At 42.1% G+C, this 7858-nt stretch carries 7 protein-coding genes; all 7 read left to right on the top strand.

Translation table 11 applies throughout. The features are described from left to right. The first annotated feature begins 395 nt into the window (after nucleotides 1-395). The 7 genes from V4C51_RS16365 to V4C51_RS16335 all read left to right on the top strand — a co-directional run bounded on the left by V4C51_RS16365 (nucleotide 396) and on the right by V4C51_RS16335 (nucleotide 7784). A complete protein-coding gene (locus tag V4C51_RS16365) occupies nucleotides 396-1304 on the top strand; it encodes a glycosyltransferase family 2 protein (RefSeq protein WP_330927250.1) in 909 nt (302 codons plus the stop codon). Between the two features lie 3 nt (nucleotides 1305-1307). Beyond that, nucleotides 1308-2735, top strand: coding sequence for a PIG-L deacetylase family protein (locus V4C51_RS16360; RefSeq protein ID WP_330927249.1), 1428 nt, complete (start codon nucleotides 1308-1310; stop codon nucleotides 2733-2735). Nucleotides 2736-3096: 361 nt separating this feature from the next. Beyond that, nucleotides 3097-4275: an O-antigen ligase family protein gene (locus V4C51_RS16355; RefSeq protein ID WP_330927248.1), complete on the top strand. Its 1179-nt coding sequence runs from the start codon at nucleotides 3097-3099 to the stop codon at nucleotides 4273-4275. Between the two features lie 124 nt (nucleotides 4276-4399). Beyond that, entirely contained in the window at nucleotides 4400-5179 is a 780-nt protein-coding gene (locus V4C51_RS16350) for a glycosyltransferase family 2 protein (RefSeq protein WP_330927247.1), read from the top strand. Between the two features lie 27 nt (nucleotides 5180-5206). Beyond that, the gene (locus V4C51_RS16345) at nucleotides 5207-6091 is read left to right on the top strand and encodes a glycosyltransferase family 2 protein (protein ID WP_330927246.1); all 885 of its coding nucleotides are present in this window, start codon (nucleotides 5207-5209) and stop codon (nucleotides 6089-6091) included. A 34-nt stretch (nucleotides 6092-6125) separates the two neighbouring features. After that, the gene (locus V4C51_RS16340; protein ID WP_330927245.1) at nucleotides 6126-6899 is read left to right on the top strand and encodes a glycosyltransferase family 25 protein; all 774 of its coding nucleotides are present in this window, start codon (nucleotides 6126-6128) and stop codon (nucleotides 6897-6899) included. 99 nt (nucleotides 6900-6998) lie between these two features. Continuing rightward, complete coding sequence (locus V4C51_RS16335) at nucleotides 6999-7784, top strand: glycosyltransferase (RefSeq protein ID WP_330927244.1); 786 nt, start codon at nucleotides 6999-7001, stop codon at nucleotides 7782-7784. The last annotated feature ends 74 nt before the right edge of the window (nucleotides 7785-7858 follow it).

Here is a 7858-nt window from a genome sequence, read left to right as displayed (position 1 = left end):
GTCGACCGTACTCCCCGGTACGGCGCTTCTTCACAAAATCCCTTAGAGCCGCAAGGTTCCGCGCAATTCTCAGGGCAGTTTATGAAATATCCGGGCTAGGAGCCTGTCGGACTTAAGACAATTTCGGCCTAAAATCTAGGAAGTGCGAGAAAGTGCGAGAAAGTGCGAGAAAGTGCGAGAAAGTGCGGCCAGAATTTCCGATCAATTTGCTTAAACAGGTCAACTATTCGCATATTCGCACAAATTGATCGAAAATTCTGACTCGCCCTACTGAATTTTATGCTCGAAAGCATAAGTCCGACAGGCTCCTGGGGTTGCTACTTTCTAAGGCAGATGGTTAAACTGACATAAAGTAATAAAAAGCACTTAATGCAGTAGTGTGCTGGGAGTTTTCCATGGAAAAAGCACCTGTCTTAATCAGCATTGTTATCCCTACTTATAATTATGCCCAGTATTTACCCCGAGTCATTGCCTCTGTCTTTCGTCAGGCGTCTGAGTGTTTTGAGTTGATTGTTGTTGATGATGCCTCAACAGATAACACGGCGAATGTTATCACCGATATGGTCATTGCGGGTTGCCCTGTATTTCGTTATCACCGGCTACCAAGAAATCAAGGGGTGTCTGCTGCGCGAAATAAGGGGATATCTCTGGCAAAAGGGCAATACATTTATTTTCTGGACTGTGATGATGAACTCCTTGAAGGTGGCTTGCAGCAGTTTGAGCAGGCAATAAAAGACAATGCCTCAGCAAGCATGCTAGTTGCCCAGTACTTTTCTGTGCAGGTCGGTGGGCAAAAGAAAACACGTTGTCTATGGCAGTTCTCTTCGTCAAAGGAAGAGAATTTCAAACGCTACCTGCTGAACGTTGAGAACTCATTGCTGTGCAGTTCTATTGTGTTCAAGCGCAGTGTGTTTGACCATTACCGTTTTCCTGAGCATTTACGGCTTTATGAAGATGAGCCGGTGTTTTCACATATGCTGGCAAACTATCATGTGGCGAAGATTGACCAGCCAGTGGTATTGATCCATAAACATGAAGGCAGTCTACGTCATAAGATACACCATGGTTTGGTTGAAGCATCTGTGAATGAGACGTTTAACGCCACGCGGCTGCCACAAACACTGATGGCTTACCGTGACCCTTATCTTGGTTTAAAGTACCTGGATCAGTTTAGAACATTGTTTTTAGCGGGCGAATATGGACTGGCGCTCGATCAATACGCCAGTGGTTTCCTGTACAACAAAAAAGCGGCTTTACGGCCCACATTTTTAAGAAAAGCGATTAAGTCCTGGTTTCGCAGGTAGTGAATGTTTTATAGAAAGTTCTATCAATACAGTTGTTTGCTCTGCCTGTTGGTAGTCGCTGTTATACTATTTTACGCAGGTCATATTTTTTTCGGGGGGATGATGCTTGCCGGAATATATGTGACTAATGAGCTGCTGTGGACAGATCATATCCGCTATAACAGACAGAGTGATTACCAATATAGCTTTACGCAGGGGCAACAGATTGAGGCAACTATAGAGGGTGATACGCTTATTATTCCGGCGCTGGCGTCGACTGACAATGTTACTGCTTTGCTTGAAATTACTTGTCGTGCGACATTATCAGGCTATATTTTTGATCCTTATGTAGCGATTCAAGTTGGTAAGAATAATGCTCGTCAATATTTCGAACGTGGCCTTAAAGGCAAGCGTTACCTGAACGTTAGCCACCTGCTATCCAACGAACGACCGATTCAGCTTGAAGTAAAGCATTGTCGTATCACCGAAAAAACAGCGCCACTGGTGGTATTTAATAACCCTGAGTTAGAGGGTAAAAAAATACTGGTGCTTGCACCTCACCCGGATGATGCTGAAATAGCCGCTTTTAATCTTTATCGTCAGTACAACAGCATGATTGTTACGGTAACGGCGGGTGAGTCTGAGCCAGAGCGGGCGCTGATTGAGGAAACAGGCAGCCTGGAAAAAGCCTGTATGCTCAAAGGACGATTAAGGGCCTGGGACAGCGTGGCTGTTCCTCAGTGGGCGGGTTTAACCCCGGATCAGTTGCTTCAGTTAGGTTACCCCGACGGCTGTTTGAAGGCTTTGCATGCCGGTAACACTATTCGGTCTGAGAGTAAAAGGGGGTTTCGGCAGTTTAACTGCCATAAGCTGATAACGGATAATGGAGTAAACCTGAGCTGGGATACGCTAAAACAGGATTTTTCAGAAATTATTCGCACTTGGCAGCCTAACGTTATCGTTACCCCACACCCGACGATGGATGCCCACAGTGATCACCAACTGACGACAAAAGCTGTTCAGGAAGTAGTGAATGATTTGGCATTAGTTGACATTGTTTTTTTGTATTACGCCAATCATTTGCCTGAGACCGATCACTGGCCGTTTGGTGAAAAAGGAACACTTGTTGCGCCGCCCCCTGGAAAACATACGGTGGGTCAGTACTTCTCTGTGCCAGTCCCGGCAAGCATTCAAACAGATAAAGCCTGCGCATTAGCGATGATGCATGATTTACAAGGGCCAGTTTCGTTAAAAAAACAGTTAAGGTACTGGTTGCAAGAGAAGCTGTTAGGCAGGGAAAGGTGTTCCGTTGGAGATGATCCTTACTTTAGAAAAGCAGTACGCATCAACGAGCTGTTTATTGTAGAAAATACAAGGAGCCTGTCGGACTTAAGACAATTTCGGCCTAAAATCCAGAAAGTGCGAGAAAGTGCGGCCAGAATTTCCGATTAATTTGCTTAAATAGGTCAACTATTCGCACAAATTGATCGAAAATTCTGATTCGCCCTACTGAATTTTATGCTCGAAAGCATAAGCCCGACAGGCTCCAAGGCAATAACAGTCTTAAAAGCTGTTCATGCTGCTACTGGGATAAACAGGTCCGAAAAACTGGTTTTGTTGGTTAACCGAAAAGCTGGTTTTGTTGGTTAAATAGCAGGCTATTCTGACATCAATTTTTTATCCGCCATTTCTCCTGAACCTTCCTGGGAGCCTGTTAAGAATACTTACGAGAACGGCAGTGATGAGAGCTTGTGTGAGAAACTGGCCCCATGGTTGATTGAGAATGCTACTACAATGCTAAAAAGGTGAAAGGATGCTCACACTAAGAAAAACAGTGTCAGAACAGTTTGGTTTTTATCTGATTTGTACGGTGATAGTTACTACCGCATTGATTGACCACGAAAAGTCGGTCACTAACATCTACCGTGTAGGGGTTTGCCTGCCCATTTTGTTATGTCTTCGTGGGCTGGATATAAAAGCCTTTATCAGCATGCCTTTTGTACAGCTGTTTTTAACGCTGACACTCTGGAGTACGCTGACATTGTTCTGGTCAGATGCTGGCTCTATAAAGAATATGGCAACGAAATTGCTCTGTGCGACGGTATTTTTATATGCAGTGTTTTTGATGCGCCGCTATCAGTGTGAAAAAGCGCGGTACCTTGAGGGTTTGTTTGTTGCTGCGGGTTGTGCGCTGAGTATCGCGGTACTGATAAAGTTTGATGCGTCTTCAATGATTTACTCTCTGTTTGCAACATCCGGGTATGGGGCATTTGGCAATATCAATGAGATGGCCTGGTTTGTCAGTGGGGCATTGTTGGTGGCTCTGTTTCATGGGGTTCACCCCGGGGGTGAAACAGGTAAAAAAGCTAAAACGCTGGCAATACTGGCGGTGCCGTTGTTGTGCTACATGCTCAGCCAGACAAAGTCCCTGGCGGCGGCGCTCAGTGTCGTGGCGGGTGTACTTTTTTTTATGGTGAGCGCCCTTAAAGCGCCGTACCACAAGTGGTTATACGGTGTTTTGGTGTTATTGCTGACTGTGGCTGTAGCAGGGCATTATAGTTATTCAGATGCGCTGTTCACATTTTACCAGCAGCTAGATAGGAGCAGGGTGGAGATTTATCAATCCGCCTACCAGGCCATCACATCATCGTGGCAGACAGTCGTATTTGGTGAAGGGTTGGCGTCCAGCGCCAGAAATACTCTGTCAAATGGTGAGTTAATGAATAACTGGCATTCCATTTATATAAACACTGTCTTTTATACAGGGATTGTTGGCCTTGTGCTTTTTCTTGCCTGCGTGGGGTATCGGCTCAAACAGGTGATGAGTAGACAGAAGCCACTTTGCTCCTGGGATCTCGTTGTGGTTGGCTCCCTGACTGCTTTTTTGTTTGATGGTAACAGATTTCACAACTATCCCGGCGGTATTTTTATCAGCCTGATGTTGCCACTGTTTTTGGCGAATATTACTCAGGGGAAAAATATAATGAGATAGTTTTATCCCCGTTTTATGAAAAACGACACTTGTGTATTTTTTATTGCTAATCAACTAAGGCTGATTATTCGTTACGTTTTTGGCATCATTATCCATAAATAATAATAATAGAGAGTAAGCAAAGATGTTTTCTGAAGAAAGTGATGTAACCGTTGTGATCACCTGTTGTGGCAGGGTCGATCTGCTGAAAGCGACACTGGACAGTTTTTTCAACTATAACACCTACCCGATAAAGCAGGTTGTCATTACTGAGGACGCTGGGGACAAAGCTGTTTATGGTGTGATACCTGGTGAACTCAAAGAACATTTTACCATTATTATTAATGAGGAAAAGCTGGGGCAGATACGCTCCATCGATAAAGCCTACGCCCTGGTTGATACTCCGTATATCTTTCACTGTGAAGAGGACTGGCAGTTCTACCGCAAAGGATTTATTGAAGACTCCAAACGCTTGCTGGCGAGTAATACCGCAATCTATCAGGTGTGGTTACGCAGCTTTCATCATGATATTCAGCGAGATTACCCCTTTCATAGCCTCGGTGAAGAGATCGTGGTAAATGGCGTTACTGCACACAAATTGCTGAGCAGCAGAAGCAAATGGCAGGGATTTTCTTTTAACCCCGGTCTTCGCCGTCATTCAGACTACAAGGCCATTAAGGGTGGCTATACTGCTTTTTTAGGTGATGACAAAGAAAGCATCAATGTGGAGAGCGCGCTTTCACAGCATATGAACGCTGTTGGTGCATTTGCCGTCATTTTAGAAAATGATGCTGTCTTACACATTGGCTACGAACAGCATATTGCCAATAAAAAAGAGAAACGGAAACGATTAAAAAAGAAGGCATTAGTAGTGTGCTTTGCAATCTCAATTTTTCAATTAGGGTGGCTTGCCGCCAAGTTATGATATGTTATGAAAAAGCATAAACCTCTAATGAGCATAATTATACCCGCTTATAATTATGCGCATTATTTGCCCGACGCAATAAACTCCATTATGGATCAGGCAGACAGTGATATAGAAATTATTGTTATTAATGATGGCTCAACGGATAATACCGATGAAGTTGTCCAGCATTTATTAAATACTCATAACCATGGTTTCACTTACTTCAAACAGAAGAACCAGGGGTTAGCTGCTGTCAGAAACCGGGGGATAGATCTGTCAAAAGGTGAGTATATTTGTTTCCTCGACAGTGATGACACCTTTATGGAAAATGCCATTTCAATTTTCCGGGAAGCCATTACCAGTAATAAAGCTATTGATATGCTGGTTGCTCAATACTACTCGGCCTATAAAGGTGGTAAGAAAAAGCTAAGGGGGCTTTGGGAACTCACAGACTCTAAAGAAGACAATTTCAAAAACTATGTGCTTTCCGCAGATAATACCTTTGCCTGCTGTTCGGTATTGTATAAAAGACATGTATTTAATAACTATCAGTTCCCGATCCAACTCAGAACCTATGAAGATGAGCCAGTGTATGCGTATGTCCTTGCTAATTTTTCAGCAATGAATATTAAAAAGCCAGTGGCTATTGTAAGAAAACACGAAGAAAGCTTACGGCATCAAATTTATCATGGTTTGGAAGTACAGGCAGCAGATGAAATCTTTAACAAGGACAGACTGCCGGAACAACTGCTTGGTTATAAAGAAGCCTATTTGGGTTTGAAACATTTAGACCAGTTTAGAACACTTTTTCTGTCCCATGACTATTCTTCAGCGTGGGCAACGTACCAAAAAGCTTTTCCATTAAATAAAAAAGCTGCTTTGCGGCCCAATTATTCCAGAAAAGCAGTAAAAGCATGGTTTAGGAAATAACTGTGTTTTATTATTATTGTCGTTAGTAATGGTTATGAATTCTTCTATTTCTGTCCCCGCATTTACGATTTGCCTTGATCGGGAAGTTGAGAGAAAACGCTATATTGCGCAGCACCTGAGTGACTTTAATATTGCGTTTGAATTCTCCAACGCCGTTGATGGTCGCATGTTATCTTTAAAACAAAAGAACGAAGTATACGCCAGTAAAAAAGCTGAACTTATGCGTGGCCGAAAGCTGGCCGATGGTGAAATAGGCTGCTTTTTGAGCCATTATACTATTTGGCAGGAAATGATAAAAAAAAATATTGCGACTGCTTTGGTTGTTGAATCAGATGCGGTGTTTTGCCGGGAGTCAGTTACTAGTATCAATGCATTAACAGCAGGTCAGTATGATTGGGAGTTGGTCATGCTTTACTATAGAGAGTGTTTTCCCTCTTTCTGGGGACAAGAAAGAATAACACCTCAAAGCAAACTGGTGCGTTTTGCCAACAAGTGCTCTTGTACAACAGCTTACTTACTCACACTGTCTGGTGCTAAAAAACTGGTTGAAAAGGCTATGCCTATTTGTCTGCCGGTTGATGATTACATGACAGGCGGCTTTATTAATAAAGGTATTGATACGTTTGCTGTATATCCACGCACGATCCACCTCACTGAAGATAATGAGGAAACCTCGACAATTAAGCAGGGGGTGAACTCTATTAAAAACCTGACTGAAAACCGAAGAAAGAAAATAGCCATTACAAAAAAAGCTGAAAAAAGAGTCCGCTATTTTTCCAAACAATTAAAACCGGGCCCCTGGTTATAAGATGGAAAGAAAATAGACAAACAGATTATATTTATTTCAAAACTACAACCAACAGTAAGTAGTCAATAAGATTAACTTCAATTTATTTTTAAGTCTACGATGAAAGATATCATTCAGTCCCTTTGGATAGGAGACGAACTATCTAATATAGAAAAGCTTTGTATTAAATCATACCTTTTTCAAGGAAGTCAATTTCATCTATATACATATGGTCAGGTGAAGGGTGTGCCTGATGGGACCATCATAAAAGATGGTAATAAAATTTTAGATCAGTCGCTAATCTTTAGGGATCGGAATGGAAGTCTGGGGGCATTCTCTGACTGGTTCCGTTTCGAGATGCTCTATAAAAAAGGTGGTTTCTATGTTGATATGGATATGATATGCCTGAAACCATTTGATTTTGAAAGTGATGAGATAGTTTTCGGAAAAGAAGACAGCAAAACAGTATCTGGTGCAATCATGAAATTTCCAAAGGGTCATTCATTATGTCGACATATGGCTGATCGTTGTATGAAACCCAATACTATTTTAGAGTATGATACAAACCGGCATAAGAGGAAAAAACTCTACAGAAAGATAGTCAATAAGAATCACCTTAAATATACTGACTGGGGGGAAACTGCTGGACCAGCAGGTTTTTCAGCCTATTTAAAACATAAATCCATGTTTGATAATGCCAAGCCATTTCACTATTTCTTTCCCGTTCACCATAAAAACTGGCTTGCATTGTTTGATCTTACATTCAAAGATAGTAACAACTATTTTTCAGATAGCTATGCGGTACATTTATGGAATGAAAATCTGAGAAATAATGGTATAGATAAAAATAGTGTGTTTGAAGCTGATTCATTTTTTGAGAAATTACTAGCACAATATAATGTATGAACGTGAAACTACTCGCATTGATTTTGAAACGCTGAAAAACCAATGGTTAGGAGCCTGTCGGACTTATGCTCGAA

Origin of the sequence: Candidatus Sororendozoicomonas aggregata (genome assembly GCF_031528575.1) — a bacterium.
Classification (GTDB): Bacteria; Pseudomonadota; Gammaproteobacteria; order Pseudomonadales; family Endozoicomonadaceae; genus Endonucleibacter; species Endonucleibacter aggregata.
The sequence above is the reverse complement of the archived record's forward strand: the minus strand, read 5'-3'. Positions and strand labels throughout refer to the sequence as shown.